Source organism: uncultured Psychroserpens sp. (assembly GCF_947501425.1).
In the GTDB taxonomy this organism is placed as follows: Bacteria; Bacteroidota; Bacteroidia; order Flavobacteriales; family Flavobacteriaceae; genus Psychroserpens.
This window is the reverse complement of record NZ_CANMVN010000004.1, coordinates 23428-39969: the sequence shown is the minus strand read 5'-3', so window position 1 is coordinate 39969 and position 16542 is coordinate 23428. Positions and strand designations below refer to the sequence as shown.

Here is a 16542-nt window from a genome sequence, read left to right as displayed (position 1 = left end):
ACGATGCGTTTAGTGGGTAAAAATAACTATTTTTGACCCAATGAAACGAATAGATACTTCAGTAATTATTAGTACTTACAATAGCCCAGAGTGGTTACAGAAAGTGCTGTGGAGTTTTGAGCAACAGACCTTCAAAGATTTTGAGGTAGTGATTGCCGATGATGGTTCTGGAGAAGAGACAAGAATACTCATTGATGCTATGAAAACTGAGGTGAGTTATCCAATTCAGCATATCTGGCATGAAGATAACGGTTTTCAAAAAACCATTATTCTCAATAAAGCTACTGTTGCAAGTCAAGGTAATTATTTAGTCTATACTGATGGCGATTGTATTGCTCGAGCAGATTTTTTACAAGTTCATATCGATCATAGGGAACAAGGTTATTTTTTGTCTGGTGGTTATTTTAAACTCCCAATGCATATTAGTGAGCTCATTTCCGAAGAAGACATTAAAACCCAGAGATGCTTTGATATTGATTGGTTGAAATCTAAAGGATTGAAATCTTCATTTAAGACGAATAAAATTACAGCTAAAGGATTTAAGCAGAAGTTATTAAATGCTCTAACACCAACAACAGCAACCTGGAATGGACATAATGCCTCAGGTTATAAAGCTGATATCATTGCAGCAAATGGTTATGATGAACGCATGCAGTATGGAGGAGAGGACAGAGAATTGGGAGAGCGTTTATTTAATGCTGGCATCAAAGCCAAACAGGTTCGTTACAGTGCTATTTGTTTGCATCTCGATCATGAGAGAGGTTATGTTAAACCTGAGATGATCGAAAAGAATTTAAAGATTAGGGCGACCACTAAAAGCGAAAAAGTTACCAGGACGCCTTATGGAATCGAGAAGCTTTAAAACTGCTGTAAATAGGTTTTTAACTTCGGAATGATTAACTCTGGAGGGAACGTTTCATATAATGAGAAAGCTTCAGTCTTCATTTCTTTAATTGATTTTCCCTCATATAATTCGGGCTTTACATCTTTTAAATGAACAGATACATGCGTGCTGTTATTCTCAAACATATTCCAAGCTTCCTTTAAGATCCAAGGTGAGAATACAGTAAATGTTGGGATGTTTAATGCTTTGGCCATGTTAACTGCACCACCTTCGTTTCCTATTAATGCAGTACAATGATGTGTTATGGATAAGAAATCCCGTAAACTTTTTCCGAAGACATCAAAGAAGATGTGAGATTTGGTCTTTTTATTACAAAAGTTATAAACGGTTTTAGCTTCAGTTATTTGTTTCGGTATGTAATTGAATACTATTTGTCCGTTAGTTTCCTCCACAATAGTATCAATCAAATCAGCCATATGCGGAAGAGGGTAGGTTTTGTTTTCACCACTTCCCAATACACTTATCATAAACAGAGGTTTGGATAAATCAATATTTGAGTCAATCAAAAACTGTTTAGAAGTTTTAATTTCATTATCGGTCAAATAGACTTTAGGTTGTAATTTTTCTGGTATTGAGTTACATAGAGGTTGTAATAATTGTAGTCTATTCTCGATAGCTAAACCTGCATTAGTTTTAGGTGTTGTAGCTTCTTTGAATGTATGCGTATAATAATGTGAGGTGTACCATTTTTTCTTGGAGATTTTAATTTTGGCTCCTGAAAACTTAGTCATCAAATTGCTTGAAAACTTAGAGTATACATCTATTACTGCATCATACTTCTCCTTTTTAATGGATTTTAAAAAGCTCAGAAATAAAGATTTTTTTTCTTCAATCTCTGGAGTGACGAATACAAATTTATCTACAAACGGATTGTTTTCAACAACAGGGTAGGTATGTGAATTAATAACATAATGCAACTCACTATTTGGATGTTCTGCCTTTAAAGCTTCAAACAAAATACTTGAGGTGAGTACATCACCAATCATTTTTTGCTGTATGATTAAGATTTTCAAGCGCTAGGTGTTATATTATGTTATTGATTGTTATGGAGTCAGTTTTTAAACTGCTACATCATATTCACGTAACGCATCATTTAGAGAGGTTTTCTTATTAGTACTCTCTTTACGTTTTCCGATGATCAAAGCACAAGGGACATTATATGTTCCTGCAGAAAATTGTTTAGTATAACTACCAGGTATCACTACAGAGCGTTCTGGAACAACACCTTTCATCTCAACAGGTGCATCACCAGTAACATCAATAATTTTGGTACTCATTGTCAATACCACATTGGCTCCCAGAACAGCTTCTTTTTCAACTCGTACTCCTTCAACTACAATGCAACGAGATCCAATAAAAGCGCCATCCTCTATAATTACAGGTGCTGCTTGTAATGGCTCTAGAACACCTCCGATACCAACACCACCAGATAAGTGTACATTCTTACCAATTTGAGCGCAACTACCCACAGTTGCCCAAGTATCTACCATTGTTCCCTCATCTACATAGGCACCAATATTTACATAACTTGGCATTAAAATAGTACCAGGAGAAATATAAGCACCATGACGAGCTACAGCATTTGGTACCACGCGAATACCTCTTTTTTGATAATCTCGTTTTAAAGGAATTTTATCGTGATATTCAAAAATGCCAGCCTCTAGAGTTTCCATTTTTTGTATTGGAAAATAAAGTACTACAGCTTTTTTTACCCATTCATTGACCTGCCAGCCATTGTTTGTTGGTTCTGCAACTCTTAATGTTCCTTCGTCTAATAAATCGATGACACTTCTTATGCTATCAATGGTGACCTGATCAGTTAATAATGAGCGATCGTTCCAAGCGTTTTCTATATTCTGTTGTAATTGTTTCATAAATTTTTCTCCTGTATAAGCACAAAGATAATGGTATAATTGGTTAGATGAAAAGCTTAAAAATAAAAATATAAAAATAAATGTGACCATTTAAAAAGTGTTGTGTCTTAATTAATGTGAATTATTATTAGGCAGGTATTTCCCTAAACTAATATCAGTCTATTTAATAATTAATAGCTAATTTTTGTGAAAACTCTCCTTCTCCCTTAGGAGAGTTTTCTTTCTCAAAAAATGAGATGTGACCTATTTAAAAAAGAGGTGTCTAAATAATTGGTTATGAGTTGATAATAGCGAAAGCCCTATATACCCTTTTAAATAATAGCAATACCAAAAACCTTTCTTCGCCCCAGGAAAGGTTTTTATTTTATAATATTATTACTGATAATCCTTTCTAAACGCCTTACATAATTTATAGATACTCTAAACCTTTTTTAAATGAGAAAGATTTTTTTAAATCGATGTGACTTATTAGAAATTCATGTGTCTTAATAGTACATGAGCTGTTTAAGGTAGAGGGTGAATAGTATCATGGATTTTAATTAATAGTTGATTATTTTGAACTCTTCTTTGGTTTCCAAAGAAGAGTTTTTTTATGGCATTAAGATTGATTAACAAGAATATAAGATTACCTTTGTAAAATGGCAAGATTATTGGCTTTAGACTACGGAACTGTTCGAACAGGAATAGCTGTTACAGATGAATTACAGATTATTGCATCTGGCTTAACTACTTTGGCTACAAAAGAGTTGGTTGCCTTTTTGAAACAATATACTTCCGAGGAGCAAGTTGAATTATTTGTTGTAGGTGAACCAAAGCAAATGAATAATGAAGCCTCTGAAAGCGAAGCTTCAATCTCAAAATTTTTAAAGACATTGGCTAAAGCGTTTCCTGAAATCCCAATCCATCGTGTAGATGAACGTTTCACATCTAAAATGGCTTTTCAAACAATGATTGATAGCGGACTCAACAAAAAGCAACGAAAAAACAAGGCCTTGGTTGATGAGATAAGTGCTACTATAATATTGCAAAGTTATTTGTATAATCGTTCTTAAATCCGTCTTAAAAGTTCTGAAATAACAATAAGAATCGTATTTTTGCACCCGAAAATTACAATATAATGATATTACCAATTGTTGCATATGGCGACCCAGTTTTAAGAAAAAAAGCTGAAAACATTACAAAAGACTATCCTAATCTTGATACCCTTATCGAGAATATGAAAGAGACTATGTATGGTGCTTATGGCATCGGTTTGGCTGCACCTCAAATTGGACTGCCAATACGATTATTTATAGTAGATACTGCTCCTTTTGCTGAAGATGAGGGATTTACTGAGGAAGAACGTGAAATATTTGAAAATTTTCAACGCACCTTTATTAATGCTGAAATTTTAGATGAAGAAGGAGATGAATGGGCTTTCAATGAAGGTTGCTTAAGTATTCCTGATGTAAGAGAGGATGTGTTCAGACAGCCAAAGATTACCATAAAGTATCAAGATGAAAACTTTAAGACACATACAGAAGTTTTTGATGGTATCATTGCTAGAATTATCCAACATGAATATGATCATATTGAAGGCGTTTTATTTACCGATAAACTATCCTCTTTAAAAAAGCGTTTGATTAAAGGTAAATTGGCAAATATTTCAAAAGGAAAAATTAGAGTAGATTACAAAATGCGTTTCCCAGCAATGAAAAAGAAACGCTAATACAATATATATAAGATGAGTTTAGATAAAATACTTTCTATATCAGGTAAGCCTGGTTTATTTAAAATACTAGCCCAAACACGAAGCGGTTTCATTGCAGAATCGTTGATTGATAAAAAAAAGATGTCTGTAGGTATTCACAATAACATTAGTGTTTTAAGTGAAATTGCTGTCTATACTTTGAGTGAGGAGTTACCTCTTAAAGAAGTCTTTAAAAAAATAAAAGATAAAGAAAACGCACAGCAAACCTCTATCAGTCATAAAGATTCTAAAGATACTTTAGAAGAATATTTCTTTGGGATTTTACCAGATTATGATGAAGACCGTGTGTATGCCAGCGATATTAAAAAAATTGTGCAATGGTACAATTTACTTCAAAAACATGATTTGCTAGGAAGCATAGAAGACGGCGAAGAAGTTACAGCCGACGAAGAAGAGTAGCTTTTTCGTTAATAGATTGTTCATATTAAAACGCTTTCAGAACATAAATCTGAGAGAAAGGATTGTATTTTTGAGTTTTAAATTTTAAAAATGTCAGATAAAACTCAGCAATTAAAAGCTTTTGAACGCTTACTTATCATCATGGATGAGCTACGTGAGCAATGTCCTTGGGATAAAAAACAAACCTTACAATCACTTCGTCATCTCACCATAGAAGAAGTTTACGAACTAGGCGATGCTATACTTGATAATGACCTTGATGAGGTTAAAAAGGAGTTAGGTGATGTTTTACTTCACATTGTTTTTTACTCTAAAATAGGAAGCGAAACCAAGGCTTTCGACATAGCAGATGTCTGCCATAGTATTTGTGATAAACTCATAGAACGTCATCCTCATATCTACGGAAATGTAACAGTTAGTGACGAAGAGGAGGTCAAACGAAATTGGGAACAGTTAAAACTTAAAGAAGGAAAGAAGAGTGTTTTGGAAGGTGTTCCGAAGAGTTTACCTGCAATGGTAAAAGCTAATCGCATTCAAGATAAAGTGGCTGGTGTTGGATTTGACTGGGAGCAACCTTATCAGGTGCTTGCTAAAGTCGTAGAAGAATTAGGAGAGCTAGAAGATGAAGTCAACGCAGGAGATATGGATAAAATTGAAAATGAATTTGGAGATGTACTTTTTTCTATGATTAATTTTGCACGATTTTTAAAAATAGATCCTGAAAGCGCTCTCGAACGTACCAACAAAAAATTTATCAAACGATTTCAGTATTTAGAGCAAAAATCAAAAGATTTAGATAAATCACTTTCTGAAATGACCTTAGCAGAAATGGACGTTTTCTGGGAAGAAGCAAAAAAAATGTAATTTTTTTTCAAAGCCGTCATCCAAAACAATAAAATCAATCGTATATAAATCAGATAGGAACTTTTTAAAGTTTCTTAATCATAAGTAGGTAATCTTAATGTAGTAGTTAAGCGGACGCATTAAGATTTAAAATTTAGTTTAGTTAGGGGTAGAATCCTGTCTGTATATTCAGACAGGATTTTATTATTTACAAAGGTCTCATCAAATAATTTATACAATACTAAGATTCTTGTTTTACATTTTTAATTAAGATTTGGTTATTTCAAAAATGTAAAGTATATTTGTCATATAGTAAAAATATTTTTACTTAATATAAAATATACTTGTCAATTATGAATGCTGAAAATATTATTAATTGTGAACGCAGCCGATTTCAAAAGATGATCAATTTTAGATTGCCTTATCGTTTTATGTCCATAGGAGTGGTTGTAGTTTTACTATCTATAGTTACTATGTTTATCAGAGCTTTTGTTATCGAGGGCGATACAGAATGGTTAAAACACTTACTGCAAAAAACGATGTTGATTGGTTTACTTATTATGTCTTTATCAAAAGATAAGGTTGAAGATGAAATGACAATAACATTACGAGCACAATCTTATGCTATTGCTTTTGTTATTGGAGTTATTTATGCCCTTGTTATGCCTTATGTAGAGTTTGGTGTGTCTAATGTTGTGAATTCAGGAGGAGAAGTGCTTAAAGATTTAGGTGATTTTCAGGTTCTACTATTCATGCTTATGATCCAGCTTCTGTTTTACCACAATTTAAAGCGTTACAGATAATGGAGAACACAATCAAAGTAGAACGTGCCATTTTAAGTTTAACTCAAGATGACCTGGCCAAAAAAATTGGAGTATCTCGTCAAACTATTAATTCAATTGAAGCCAATAGATATGTGCCTTCAACTGTTTTGGCGCTTAAATTATCTGAGGTATTTGGTAAATCAGTAAATGAATTTTTTAAACTATCAGAAAATGATTAAGCTGTCTTTATTATTTGTATTACTTGTGGTGTTTGTTACCCTATTAATTCTAAAAAAGTTTTTAAACCTTTAGTAGCAGTTTCACTAATAACAGTAAGGTTGGTCTTACTTTCTACGGCTGGATTAGGGTCAATAAAAAAACTTGGCGTGTTGTATGGAACACAATTCATGAGTCCAGCAGCAGGATAGACTTGCATAGATGTTCCAATAATCAATAAGAGGTCTGCAGTTTGACAAATATCAATAGCGGTTTCCATCATAGGAACATCTTCTCCAAACCAAACAATGTGAGGCCTTAATTGATGACCAAGATCACAGGTGTCTCCCAGATTAAGATCAGTAGTCCAGGATTTTACATCGTGATGGTTTTTAGTGCTACGTACTTTTAATAATTCACCATGTAAATGGACAATGTTATTACTGCCAGCACGTTCATGGAGATCATCTATATTTTGAGTAATAATAGAAACTTTATACGCATTCTCCAGCTGAGCCAGAGCTTTATGCGCACTGTTGGGTTCTACAGTTAATAGTTGTCGTCTTCTTTGATTATAAAAATCAAGAACTAATTCTGGGTTTTTGGCAAATCCATGAGGTGAAGCAACTTCCATTACATCGTGTCCTTCCCATAAACCACCAGCATCCCTAAATGTTTTAATGCCACTTTCAGCGCTCATACCAGCTCCAGTTAATACAACAAGGTGTTTCATTTAGTTCTTTGTTTTTTTACGTTTCCAGATTTTAAAGTCTTTAGATTTTACCAAGTCTTCTAATATGTTCTCACCAAATTCATCATCTTCTTCAACATACTCTACTATTACTGATTTTTCATAACCTTCTTCCACAAGAACATCAAGATATTTCACAGCGTCAGCATAGTTCTTCATCATTACTAATGTGTTGAGATAACCCGCTTGCCCTTCAAAAAAATCTGGATAATTATCTTTAGTGTATTCAAAAAAGTTTAATGCCATATCATAATTCTGGTCTTCAAAAGCAATACAGGCTTTGAGGTAATTTAGAAAATCGTCCTCCGTTTCATTTTGTAATTGATTAATGGTTTGAATGGCTTCATAATATTCTTCTTTATAAACATGGTAATCAATTTTATTGAGATAAATTGTCGGGTCGTCAGGAAAGGTATTGATAATGTCTTCAAGTGATTTTAAATATTCTTTCTCTCCAATATTTGTAGCAACGAGTGATTTGAATATGAGTAGAAATTTTTCTTTCCCAAGATCAGATTTTAATCCATCTATAATATCGTATGACTTCTGAAATTCTCCATTAGAGTTATACAAAAACGCTTTGTATATATCTTCCACTTCTGCATCTCGAGATGTTTTGATAACTCCAAAAATTTTATCCTGAGGTAGAGAGAAGGCTAACATTCTTCCCAAAGTTTCGGTAAAGTGTTCTCCAGATAAATAAATATACATGTCAGAAAACTGAATCTCACCATCCTTTTTATAAATTCTATAATCGTGGTAATTCATTCCTGCTTCCGCAGAATACAATCTAAATAGTGCATAATAAGTTTGATCATCTGTATCATACCTATAACTTATAAAATCATAATAGGAGCCATTTCTTACATCTGTAATAATTTCATTAGGAAAAGAATTTAGTGCTTCTTCCATTCCCATCATAAATCCTTTTACAAAATCATCATTGGGATCAATACGCTTATCCTGATTTAAGATTCGGTCAAAAAATCGATCTTTATTTAGTTTAGCAATAAAAGCATTATCATCATAAGAATGTATAGCTTGCGAAATTTGATTGGCAAATTCAATTATCTTCTGCGTGTTTTCTTCATTGTAACTAACAGTATCTTGCAGTACTGTTTTTATATTTTCCTGACTTATGGCATTTGTATTACAAATAATGACAAGCGAAAAAAAGAGTGATAGTTTTTTTAATACCATAGAGTTTTTATATTTTTCAACTAATATAAATCTTTTTAATGATTGACATCAAACTTTTAGAACATCTTGAAAGTTATCTCACAACCCAACGCAAAGAAAAGTTTGAGCGTATTGTGGCGCAACGAACCAAACACTTTACAGTGGCAACTGAAGATGTCTACCAATTGCATAATACCAGTGCAGTAATAAGAAGTTGCGATGTATTTGGAATTCAGGAAGTCAATATTATAGAAGAACAGAATACAAAAAAAATAGATAGAGAAATAGCTATGGGCTCTCAAAAATGGGTAGATCTCCATCGCTATCATTCTGTAAAAGATGCCATCAAAGACCTAAAACGAAAAGGATACCAGATTGTCGCTACTACACCTCATGAGAATGATAGTCTGCTCGAAACATTTGATGTGACCAATAAATCCTGTTTTTTCTTCGGAAGAGAAATGAGTGGTTTATCTCAGGAAGTGATTGATCAGGCTGATTGTTTCTTAAAAATACCAATGGTTGGTTTTACTGAAAGTTTAAATATTTCAGTGTCTGCAGCAATTATCTTACAACATGTCACAACAAAGCTAAAACAATCTGATGTCAATTGGCACTTAACCGAAGACGAGCAACTGGAAAAACGTTTAGATTGGTGTAAGAAAACGATCAAAAGTCATAAGGAGATTATTGATCGTTTTTATCAAGCTTAATAATTTCGTAAATTTAGACTAACAACCAAAAACGATACATCATGATTTTCCTGTACATTATTGGAGCAATAGTCTTGCTCTTTGTACTGCTGGCATTAATTGCTCCAAAAAAATACGAAGTCTATCGCAGTATTATTATCAACAAACCTGTACCTGAGGTTTTCAATTACCTAAAACATATTAAAAATCAAGATCATTGGTCACCCTGGAAAAAGAAAGATCCAAATATGACTCAGGAATTTATTGGTACTGATGGAGAAGTAGGTTTTATTTCTAAATGGGAAGGCAACAAGGAAGTTGGAACTGGTGAACAGGAGATTATGAATATCGTCGAAAATGATAGAGTAGAAGCAAGGCTTCGCTTTTTTAAACCATGGAAATCTGAATCTGATGCGGTAACCAAAGTTGAGGATGCAAGAGAAGGAAAAACGAAAGTGACATGGGGATTTTCTGGAACTAATAAAGTGCCTGCAAATATCTTCATGATGTTGTATAATGTTGATAAACACGTAGGTAAAGACTTTGAGGAAGGTTTGGCAAGTTTAAAAGATATTTTAGAAAACTAGATAATTATGAAGCATAATATGGTAGCATGGTTTGAGATTCCAGTAAATGATATGAATAGAGCTAAAGCGTTTTATGAGTCTGTTTTTGACATTAAGATTGAGATTCATGATTTTGGTGGTGTTTTAATGGGATGGTTTCCATTCTCAGAGCATAAGACTGGTGCAGCTGGTACGCTTATCAAACAGGAGTCGTATATTCCAAGTCAGGAAGGTACACTGGTATATTTCCAATGTGATGATGTGGCTAATGAAATAAGTCGGGTAGAGGCAGCAGGCGGAAAGATATACCAACCCAAAACTCAAATTTCACCCGAACATGGATGCATGGCAGTGTTTATAGATACAGAAGGTAATAGAGTAGCATTACATTCTAATGTATAAATAGAAGTTTAGGTTAGTGATTAACGGGTGTTTTAGTTGTTTATTAGAATATTATTCTAGGTATTATTCTATTTTACAAGAAACTGGAAAGACCTGTTAGATGCGTATCGATTAAAATCTGTCTGTCTGAGCAACTTATTTATTTCGGTTTAAGACCTTATATTCTTCATAACACTCACTTATGGCGTCTAAAATCTGAAGATCATTTGCAGAAGTTATAAAGTCTCTAGAGTAATTACATTGATTGACAATTTCGTCAAGGTCATAACGATCAACTTGTAGTAAAACCATAAGCATTTCTCTGTCAAAACGAGAAGCGAGTAGGTTTCTAATTTCATCGTCTTTTTTCATTTTTTTGAGCTTTCTCAACTCATTGGGTTTCTTTCCGAAGATTTTGTGTAAAAAGTCTGCAGGATTAAAAATGGCACCTAATACTTTACTAACAGCATTTGGTCTTCGATCTCCTGCTTCATAGCCTTTGTTTGGTAATCCAGAAATGCTATACCTGTAGTTAGATTTGATTGGGACTTGCTTTACATCAATATCTAAATAACCAGTGAGTTTGAGTTGATTCACTACAACTTCATCAAGTGCTAAAGCTAGTTCTGTCATTCCTATTTTAGTCTCACCAAATTTTAGCCAATCATTAGTAACTCTAACCTTTATAGATTTATAACCCAAATAGGATAGATGTAAAGTATCATTAACTTGAGCTTGGATTTCAAAGTTTCCTTCGTCATCAGTTGAAGTACCAATGACCTGATTTAAATTGACAATATTCACACGATCTATAGGTTTATCTGTGCTAAGGTCAATAACAGTACCTTTAACACTAGTTGCTTCTTGCGAAAAACCAACAGATGTGGCAATAAATAGGAATATAGTCAGTAAGTGTTTCATGTACTGTAATAATGCATAAAAATACTAAACAAATTGCATACCACTATTGTGGTAGACGTAAATTTGACTTAATATTAACAAGAAGGTTTAGTGATTTATTATTCAGAGTTATTTTTTATATGCACTTTATCCGCTTTTATAGTTGTTTAAACGAAAAATAAAAATGTAAGAAATTTTATATATATATTTAATATTCGCTTGATTTTTTATCACCAACCTAACTATGAGAAACACAATACTACTTTTATCTTTTATGCTGGTTTCTAGCATATTATTCTCTCAAAACGAAGCTGCAAATTGGTATTTCGGATTTAATGCTGGAGTTACTTTCAATAGTGGATCACCAGTAACCATGCTGGATGGTGAATTAAATACTACAGAAGGTTGCGCAACAATTTCAAATAGTGCTGGTCAGCTATTATTTTACACAGATGGAATAACCGTTTGGGATAAAAATCACAATATCATGCCAAATGGCACAGGATTATTAGGAGATCCTTCCAGTACACAATCTGCTATTGTAGTTCCTAAACCAGGAAACATAGATATATACTATATTTTTACTGTAGATGAGCAAGCTGGTCCGAATGGATTGCGCTATTCAGAATTAGATCTGGCATTAAACTCGGGTAATGGTGATATTACAACAAACAAGAATATTTTGTTAACCACACCAACAACTGAAAAAATATCTGCAGTAGCACATGCTAATGGCACTGATTTCTGGGTAGTAACACACGAATTTAATAATGCTGATTTTCTTGCTTATGAAATTACAGCAGCTGGAGTAAATGCCACACCTGTTGTGTCAACTTCAGGTTCTCCACATTCAGGATCTAATCAATCAACTATTGGTAATTTGAAATTTTCACCTAGTGGAGAGAAACTGGCTTTAGCCAAATCCTTCTCGCCAAATTTTGTAGAGCTTTTTGATTTTGATGCCAACACTGGTGTGATAAGTAATCCTATTACAATTTCGGGTGTGTTCTATAATACCAGTGAAGGGCCTTATGGTATTGAGTTTTCCTCTGATAGCAATGTGCTTTATGTTAGTGATATTGGTTCTGGACCGTCACGTATTCATCAATTTGATATTTCCTTAGGAAATCAAACGGATATTATAAATTCAGATTTTGTACTTTTTCAAGGCAACGGTGTTCTTGGTAGTTTGCAATTGGCTATTGATGAAAAGATCTACGTGGCTAATTATGCAACAAACTTCTTAGATGTTATAGAAAATCCTAATACGCTTGGCGCCACAACAATGTACACTGATAATGGAGTGGATTTGATGGGAAGGCAATGTCGTCTCGGACTTCCGCCATTCATTCAATCGTTTTTTAATGTAGGTATACAAATCAATGATACCTGTTTTGGAGATGAAACACAGTTCTCGGTAAACTCAAGTGAAGCTATCGTGTCTATTGATTGGGATTTTGGAGATATGACTACATCAACCGATGAAAGTCCTACACATATCTATGCCTCAACTGGAACATACACAGTAAATGTAACTGTGACTACCTTAGAGAATACGGCAACTTTATCACGTGAGGTAACAGTTTATGAAGTGCCTTTAGCCAATCAGCCTTCTGATTATATTCTTTGCGACGACGTATCAAACGATGAGACAGAAATTTTTGATCTGTCTACAAAAGTAGATGAAGTACTTGGTATGCAATCGGCAACGCTTTTTGATGTATTATTCTTTGAAACTGCTGAAGATGCTAATAACAACGAAAATGTATTACCATTATCTTACAGCAATATCAGTAACAGTCAAGAGGTGTTTGTTAGAATTCATAATAGCCAAAATACAGCCTGTTACGACATAACAAGTTTTAATTTGATTGTCAATTTACAACCTATTGCTAATGCTGTTGATGATTTAATTCTTTGTGATGATGAAGTAAATGATGGTTTAGAAGAAGTCAACCTCACGATGTTTGACAGCACTGTAATTGGAAATCAGGATGATACAGCAGTAACCGTAACCTATTACCTTACACAGAATGATGCAGATAATGCTGCAAATCAGCTTCCTATAAATTATGAGACCGTTACTAACCCACAAACCATTTTTGTAAGAATAGAATCCAATACCAATCCAGATTGTTTTGATACTAATGCCATTACAATAACCGTAGATGAACAGCTTCTTGCGTTTCAACCTCAAGATATGAATACCTGTGATGACGATAGTAATGATGGCTTTGAGTTTTTTAATTTGTCCTCACAAGACGATCAGATTTCAAACGGACAAACAGGGACTTTTGAAATTACGTATCACATTTCAGAAGAGGATGCGAATCTCAATCAGAATGCGCTACCAACTAATTATGAAAACACCAGTAATCCGCAAACTATATTTGCCAGAATAGAAAACACAACCAATACGAATTGTTTTAATACAACATCATTTGAAGTTAATGTATTAGGAACTCCTGATATTGAAACAGATGAAACCTTTTACCTCTGTACAGGAGAAACCATTGAATTAGTCGCAGATGCTGGACTGTATTATTACGATTGGTCAACGGGTGAAACCACCAGCAGTATAGATGTCGATCAGGCAGGAACTTATACTGTTGACATTTCACAGGAATATCCAACAGATCCTGTATTGAGATGTTCTAAAACCAAAACGTTTACGGTTATTGAATCTAATGCAGCCGAAATTACAAGCATAGAAATTGATGATTGGTCTCAAAATAATAATATGATTACTGTATTTGTTGAGGGACTTGGCGATTATGAGTATTCTATAGACGGAATTGTGTATCAGGACAGTAACGTATTTGACGGATTGAGTCCTGGCGATTATACAGTATATGTGAGAGATAGAAATGACTGCGGAATCGTTACCGAAGATGTTTACCTATTATACTATCCAAAATTCTTTACACCAAATGGTGATACCTATAATGCATATTGGCAGATTATCTTCTCTGAAATAGAACCGGATCTTCAAATTTTGATCTTTGATCGCTTCGGAAAATTGATAAAAGAACTAGATCCTGTCTCAGCAGGTTGGGATGGAACCTATAAAGGACAAAATATGCCAGCATCAGATTATTGGTTTGTGGTGAACAGGCCAAGTAATGGTAAAACTTACCGAGGTCATTTTGCACTGGTACGATAAAAAAAAAGCCTCAAACTTAGTTTGAGGCTTTTTTATCATATTAACGTCTAGAACGTCTTGGTCTGTCTGATGCAGACCTTCGATCAGAATTTCCAGATCCACTTGATTCACGTTCTGAACGTCGTCTTTCTTTTCTATTTCCAGAATGTTCACTTGAACGTCTGTCACTTCTATTTCTAGAATCGCTACGTCTTCCTGAATTTTCAGAAGAGCGTCTATCACTTCGATTACGAGAACCCGAATCACTTCGTCTTCCACTAGATCGTCTTTCTCCTCTTGGCTTATCATCGCGTCTGCGTCTTCCACCACTATCACGACGTCTTCCGCCTCGATTTCGTCCGCCACCTCTGTCTTCACTTACTTCAACATTGACAAAACGTCCGTTGTGTTTGAAATCGGTAAAGAATGCAAGAACTTTCTCCTGAATCGATTTTTCCGTATTAAAAAAAGAAAAACTGTCTTTGACATCTACTTTGAAGACATCATCACGACCTAATTCTAAGACTTCTTTTAAGAAATCTTTAAGTTTCATCCAATCATAACCGTCTTTACGACCAACATTGATAAAGTAACGCGTTTCATTTCCACTACGTGCTGTACCTTCACTATCATGACCTCGAGAGGAATCTGTGACATTAAGATCTTTGGCCTTTTGATAGTAATTGAAGAAACGCGAGAATTCTACAGAGAAAAATTTCTTGATCAATTCCTCTTTATCTGTATCTTCAAATAATTCATTAATACTCTCTAAATAAGCATCGATTTCATGATTAACTTCGGTGTTGTGAACTTTATTGGCGAGTGACATGAGTTGTACTTCGCAAATTTCCATACCATCAGGAATTTCCTTTTTCTCAAATTCTTTCTTGATGATGCGCTCAATACTTTTGATCTTACGGACTTCACTTTTAGAGACAATAACCATTGAAACTCCAGTTTTACCGGCACGACCTGTACGACCAGAACGGTGTGTATAGGTTTCAATTTCATCTGGTAATTGGTAATTGATCACGTGAGTAATATCATCTACATCAATACCACGAGCAGCTACATCTGTAGCGACTAACATTTGTATTTGTTTGTTTCTAAAGGATTTCATTACCAGATCTCGTTGATTCTGACTCAGGTCACCATGAAGAGCTCCAGCGCTATAACCATCCTCAATTAAATTTTCAGCAACTTTTTGAGTATCGCGTTTGGTACGACAAAAGATTACTGAGAAAATATCTGGATTGGCATCTGCTAAACGCTTAAGTGCTTGATAACGATCTCTGGCGTTGACGAGGTAATATTCGTGAGAAACCTGACTGGTACTTTCATTTCTGTTACCTACAGTAATTTCAATTGGGTCATGCATAAAATCTTTTGCGATTCTTGCAACCTCTTTAGGCATAGTAGCTGAAAACAACCATGTGTTTTTGTCTTCAGGAGTATGAGATAAAATATCAGTAATATCCTCATAGAATCCCATGTTTAACATTTCATCGGCTTCATCTAAAACAGAATATTCAATTTTAGAGATGTCCACCATGTTTCTACTAATCATATCTTTCATACGACCAGGAGTCGCTACAATAATTTGTGCGCCACGTTTGACCTGTCTTGCCTGATCTGTAATGCTGGCACCACCATAAATGGCAACAACATTTAAGCCTTTACAATACTTTCCGTAGAGTTTAAGTTCATTGGTGATCTGTAAACAGAGCTCACGTGTAGGTGATAAGATTAATCCTTGCGTTGTACGACTATCAACATTAATTTTTTGTAGCATTGGAAATCCAAATGCTGCCGTTTTACCAGTACCTGTTTGCGCTAAGGCTACAAGATCTGATTCTTCTTCTAATAAAAGTGGAATTGCTTTTTGCTGAACATCACTTGGAGTTTCAAATCCCAGATCAGTAATAGCAGATAATAGGTCTTCATTGAGACCGAGTTCTTTGAATGTGCTCATTCTTTTGTTTCGTATTCGATTATGTCTTTTGGTGTTACAAAAGAAGCGAATCGACATACTAAACACTTAAACTTCCAGGTAACACATCCTCACTCTGAGGAATATTTAATCCCGACGCTTCGGAATTCAAGGTTCTATTTCACATTATAGTTTCTTAGAACGGGTGCAAAGATAGACTATTATTTGGATAATCAATGTTTTGACGTCTC

17 protein-coding genes are annotated in these 16542 nt (G+C 34.3%); 11 read left to right on the top strand and 6 right to left on the bottom strand.

Annotated features, from left to right (window positions below):
• Window positions 1-40: 40 nt before the first annotated feature.
• Entirely contained in the window at window positions 41-862 is an 822-nt protein-coding gene (locus Q0951_RS06975; RefSeq protein ID WP_299335771.1) for a glycosyltransferase family 2 protein, read from the top strand.
• On the opposite strand, the gene Q0951_RS06970 is transcribed toward Q0951_RS06975, so the two are convergent.
• Window positions 859-1917, bottom strand: a complete 1059-nt coding sequence (locus Q0951_RS06970; RefSeq protein WP_299335770.1) for a glycosyltransferase family 9 protein — start codon at window positions 1915-1917, stop codon at window positions 859-861. The genes Q0951_RS06975 and Q0951_RS06970 overlap by 4 nt on opposite strands.
• A 45-nt stretch (window positions 1918-1962) precedes the next feature.
• On the bottom strand, window positions 1963-2778 hold the full coding sequence (locus Q0951_RS06965) for a 2,3,4,5-tetrahydropyridine-2,6-dicarboxylate N-succinyltransferase (protein ID WP_299335768.1): 816 nt from the start codon (window positions 2776-2778) through the stop codon (window positions 1963-1965).
• A gap of 638 nt (window positions 2779-3416) precedes the next feature.
• Here Q0951_RS06965 and ruvX point away from each other — a divergent pair.
• The 6 genes from ruvX to Q0951_RS06935 all read left to right on the top strand — a co-directional run bounded on the left by ruvX (window position 3417) and on the right by Q0951_RS06935 (window position 6773).
• Complete coding sequence (gene ruvX / locus Q0951_RS06960) at window positions 3417-3830, top strand: Holliday junction resolvase RuvX (protein WP_299335766.1); 414 nt, start codon at window positions 3417-3419, stop codon at window positions 3828-3830.
• A 65-nt stretch (window positions 3831-3895) separates the two neighbouring features.
• The gene (gene def / locus Q0951_RS06955) at window positions 3896-4486 is read left to right on the top strand and encodes a peptide deformylase (protein ID WP_299335764.1); all 591 of its coding nucleotides are present in this window, start codon (window positions 3896-3898) and stop codon (window positions 4484-4486) included.
• Between the two features lie 15 nt (window positions 4487-4501).
• Window positions 4502-4927, top strand: a complete 426-nt coding sequence (locus tag Q0951_RS06950; protein ID WP_299335763.1) for a DUF5606 domain-containing protein — start codon at window positions 4502-4504, stop codon at window positions 4925-4927.
• A gap of 90 nt (window positions 4928-5017) precedes the next feature.
• Window positions 5018-5791, top strand: coding sequence for a nucleoside triphosphate pyrophosphohydrolase (mazG, locus tag Q0951_RS06945; RefSeq protein WP_299335761.1), 774 nt, complete (start codon window positions 5018-5020; stop codon window positions 5789-5791).
• 332 nt (window positions 5792-6123) lie between these two features.
• The gene (locus tag Q0951_RS06940; protein WP_299335759.1) at window positions 6124-6573 is read left to right on the top strand and encodes a hypothetical protein; all 450 of its coding nucleotides are present in this window, start codon (window positions 6124-6126) and stop codon (window positions 6571-6573) included.
• Complete coding sequence (locus Q0951_RS06935) at window positions 6573-6773, top strand: helix-turn-helix transcriptional regulator (protein WP_299335757.1); 201 nt, start codon at window positions 6573-6575, stop codon at window positions 6771-6773. The genes Q0951_RS06940 and Q0951_RS06935 overlap by 1 nt, the downstream gene beginning before the upstream one ends.
• Before the next feature lie 35 nt (window positions 6774-6808).
• Here Q0951_RS06935 and Q0951_RS06930 read toward each other — a convergent pair whose 3' ends face one another.
• Together Q0951_RS06930 and Q0951_RS06925 are read right to left on the bottom strand one after the other, a co-directional pair.
• A complete protein-coding gene (locus tag Q0951_RS06930; RefSeq protein WP_299335755.1) occupies window positions 6809-7483 on the bottom strand; it encodes an NAD-dependent deacylase in 675 nt (224 codons plus the stop codon).
• On the bottom strand, window positions 7484-8701 hold the full coding sequence (locus tag Q0951_RS06925; protein WP_299335753.1) for a hypothetical protein: 1218 nt from the start codon (window positions 8699-8701) through the stop codon (window positions 7484-7486). It abuts the gene before it with no gap.
• Window positions 8702-8739: 38 nt separating this feature from the next.
• On the opposite strand from Q0951_RS06925, the gene Q0951_RS06920 reads away from it, so the two are divergent.
• Genes Q0951_RS06920 through Q0951_RS06910 form a run of 3 tightly spaced genes read left to right on the top strand, consistent with a single transcriptional unit; the run spans window position 8740 to window position 10340 of the window.
• The gene (locus Q0951_RS06920) at window positions 8740-9393 is read left to right on the top strand and encodes an RNA methyltransferase (RefSeq protein WP_299335751.1); all 654 of its coding nucleotides are present in this window, start codon (window positions 8740-8742) and stop codon (window positions 9391-9393) included.
• 41 nt (window positions 9394-9434) lie between these two features.
• Complete coding sequence (locus tag Q0951_RS06915) at window positions 9435-9959, top strand: SRPBCC family protein (RefSeq protein WP_299335749.1); 525 nt, start codon at window positions 9435-9437, stop codon at window positions 9957-9959.
• Between the two features lie 6 nt (window positions 9960-9965).
• Window positions 9966-10340 carry a VOC family protein gene (locus Q0951_RS06910; RefSeq protein ID WP_299335748.1) on the top strand — a complete coding sequence of 125 codons (375 nt, stop codon included), beginning with the start codon at window positions 9966-9968 and terminating at the stop codon, window positions 10338-10340.
• Window positions 10341-10475: 135 nt separating this feature from the next.
• Here Q0951_RS06910 and Q0951_RS06905 read toward each other — a convergent pair whose 3' ends face one another.
• Complete coding sequence (locus tag Q0951_RS06905) at window positions 10476-11240, bottom strand: carboxypeptidase-like regulatory domain-containing protein (RefSeq protein WP_299335746.1); 765 nt, start codon at window positions 11238-11240, stop codon at window positions 10476-10478.
• A gap of 223 nt (window positions 11241-11463) precedes the next feature.
• Here Q0951_RS06905 and Q0951_RS06900 point away from each other — a divergent pair, with 223 nt between their 5' ends.
• Complete coding sequence (locus Q0951_RS06900) at window positions 11464-14382, top strand: T9SS type B sorting domain-containing protein (protein WP_299335744.1); 2919 nt, start codon at window positions 11464-11466, stop codon at window positions 14380-14382.
• Window positions 14383-14422: 40 nt separating this feature from the next.
• On the opposite strand, the gene Q0951_RS06895 is transcribed toward Q0951_RS06900, so the two are convergent.
• Window positions 14423-16333: a DEAD/DEAH box helicase gene (locus Q0951_RS06895; protein WP_299335742.1), complete on the bottom strand. Its 1911-nt coding sequence runs from the start codon at window positions 16331-16333 to the stop codon at window positions 14423-14425.
• Window positions 16334-16542 lie beyond the last annotated feature (209 nt).

Excerpts from the sequence above, each read along its gene's own strand:
- Q0951_RS06975 (WP_299335771.1), top strand. The coding sequence starts at position 41 with ATGAAACGAATAGATACTTCAGTAATTATTAGTACTTACAATAGCCCA.
- Q0951_RS06965 (WP_299335768.1), bottom strand. The coding sequence starts at position 2,778 with ATGAAACAATTACAACAGAATATAGAAAACGCTTGGAACGATCGCTCA.
- ruvX (WP_299335766.1), top strand. The coding sequence starts at position 3,417 with ATGGCAAGATTATTGGCTTTAGACTACGGAACTGTTCGAACAGGAATA.
- def (WP_299335764.1), top strand. The coding sequence starts at position 3,896 with ATGATATTACCAATTGTTGCATATGGCGACCCAGTTTTAAGAAAAAAA.
- Q0951_RS06950 (WP_299335763.1), top strand. The coding sequence starts at position 4,502 with ATGAGTTTAGATAAAATACTTTCTATATCAGGTAAGCCTGGTTTATTT.
- mazG (WP_299335761.1), top strand. The coding sequence starts at position 5,018 with ATGTCAGATAAAACTCAGCAATTAAAAGCTTTTGAACGCTTACTTATC.
- Q0951_RS06940 (WP_299335759.1), top strand. The coding sequence starts at position 6,124 with ATGAATGCTGAAAATATTATTAATTGTGAACGCAGCCGATTTCAAAAG.
- Q0951_RS06935 (WP_299335757.1), top strand. The coding sequence starts at position 6,573 with ATGGAGAACACAATCAAAGTAGAACGTGCCATTTTAAGTTTAACTCAA.
- Q0951_RS06930 (WP_299335755.1), bottom strand. The coding sequence starts at position 7,483 with ATGAAACACCTTGTTGTATTAACTGGAGCTGGTATGAGCGCTGAAAGT.
- Q0951_RS06925 (WP_299335753.1), bottom strand. The coding sequence starts at position 8,701 with ATGGTATTAAAAAAACTATCACTCTTTTTTTCGCTTGTCATTATTTGT.
- Q0951_RS06920 (WP_299335751.1), top strand. The coding sequence starts at position 8,740 with ATGATTGACATCAAACTTTTAGAACATCTTGAAAGTTATCTCACAACC.
- Q0951_RS06915 (WP_299335749.1), top strand. The coding sequence starts at position 9,435 with ATGATTTTCCTGTACATTATTGGAGCAATAGTCTTGCTCTTTGTACTG.
- Q0951_RS06910 (WP_299335748.1), top strand. The coding sequence starts at position 9,966 with ATGAAGCATAATATGGTAGCATGGTTTGAGATTCCAGTAAATGATATG.
- Q0951_RS06905 (WP_299335746.1), bottom strand. The coding sequence starts at position 11,240 with ATGAAACACTTACTGACTATATTCCTATTTATTGCCACATCTGTTGGT.
- Q0951_RS06900 (WP_299335744.1), top strand. The coding sequence starts at position 11,464 with ATGAGAAACACAATACTACTTTTATCTTTTATGCTGGTTTCTAGCATA.
- Q0951_RS06895 (WP_299335742.1), bottom strand. The coding sequence starts at position 16,333 with ATGAGCACATTCAAAGAACTCGGTCTCAATGAAGACCTATTATCTGCT.